The organism is Streptomyces sp. UH6 (assembly GCF_013421635.1).
GTDB classification, from domain to species: Bacteria; Actinomycetota; Actinomycetes; order Streptomycetales; family Streptomycetaceae; genus Streptomyces; species Streptomyces abyssomicinicus.
The window spans coordinates 1-1,318 of sequence record NZ_JACADT010001280.1 but is presented as its reverse complement, the minus strand read 5'-3'; the positions used below and the strand labels follow the sequence as shown (position 1 = coordinate 1,318).

Sequence of the window (1,318 nt, the reverse complement as noted above, 5' to 3'; positions counted from 1 at the left end):
ACGCGGGGCGGCGGTCCAGGGTGTAGCGCCGCTGGAACCAGAGGGCGGCGGCCATCAGCGCCGCCGGCACCGCGGTGAAGCCGACGAGCAGCGCGGTCATCGCCGAGCCCGGCTGGGCGACGTGTTCTCCGGCGGTGCTCGAGACGAAACCGCCCAGCGCCAGGACGGCCGAGTACACGTACGGTCCGACGGCGGTGCCGGTCGCCTCCGTCGCGGTCCACAGACCCGTGTACGCGCCCGCCTTCGCCGATCCGCCCGCCTTGGCCGATCCGCCCGCCTCCGCCGCGGCGACCACGTCGGGCACCATCGAGAACGCGAACAGCTGGAGCCCGGCGAACGAGACGCCCATCACCACCACGACCACGGCGGTGACGGCGATGCCGGGCACCCCGCCGAGCAGCGCACCCAGCAGGAGGGCCAGGGAGCCCGCCGCGAAGGCGGCCTGGGAGAGCAGCAGCCCCCGCTGCTTGCCGAAGCGCCGTGACCAGGCCGTCCACAGCGGGCCGGCGAAGAGCGCCGGGGCGAGGAACAGGCCCATCAGCAGGGCGGTGAGGCCGGAGTCCTCGAAGACGTACTCGGTGAAGTAGGGCAGCGCGGCGAGGAACAGGTGCGTGGTCGTTCCGGTGAACAGGTACGACAGCACCAGCGCCCGGTAGTCCCGGTCCCGCCAGGCCAGCCGCAGGTCGGCCAGGGTGGAGTGGCCGCCCGCCCCGTCGGGCGCGCGGACGCCGCAGCCCTCGGTCAGCCGGCGCACCCCGGACAGCGCGACCACCGACGTGACGGCCATGACCGTCGCGAGCAGGAGCGCCATGCGGGTGTAGTCGTCCCGGCCTCCCGCGGCGGTCAGGGCGGGCGCGGCGACGCCCGCGCACAGCAGCCCCACGGTCAGGCAGAGCATGCGGAACATGAAGACCCGCGTCCGCTCGTGGTACCCGACCAGCAGGTCGGAGGCCGTGGTGAGGTACGGCACCTGGAATCGGGCGAAGAGCAGGTTGCCCACCACGAACCAGCAGCCCACCCAGAGCGCCGCGGGCCCGCCGGTGAGGGCGGACGGCACGCTGAACATCGCGACCATGGCGGCCCCGAGCAGCACACCGGACCGCATCATCCGGCGGCGGTGGCCGAACCGGACCGCCTCCCGGTCGGAGCGCGAGCCGAGGAACGGGTGGACGACGATGTCCACGACCTTGGGCAGCAGCAGGGTCAGCCCGGCGAGGAAGGCCGGCACCGCCAGGACGTCGGTGAGGAAGTAGAGGAGCAGCAGCCCGGGCACGGTGACCCAGACCCCCATGCCCAGGGAGCCGCCGGCGTAGGCGGC

1 protein-coding gene is annotated in these 1,318 nt (G+C 74.0%); it reads right to left on the bottom strand.

The genetic code is table 11. The features are described 5' to 3' along the window. On the bottom strand, window positions 1-1,318 hold a 1,318-nt coding region (locus HW445_RS31270), incomplete at both ends, for an MFS transporter (RefSeq protein WP_180224151.1).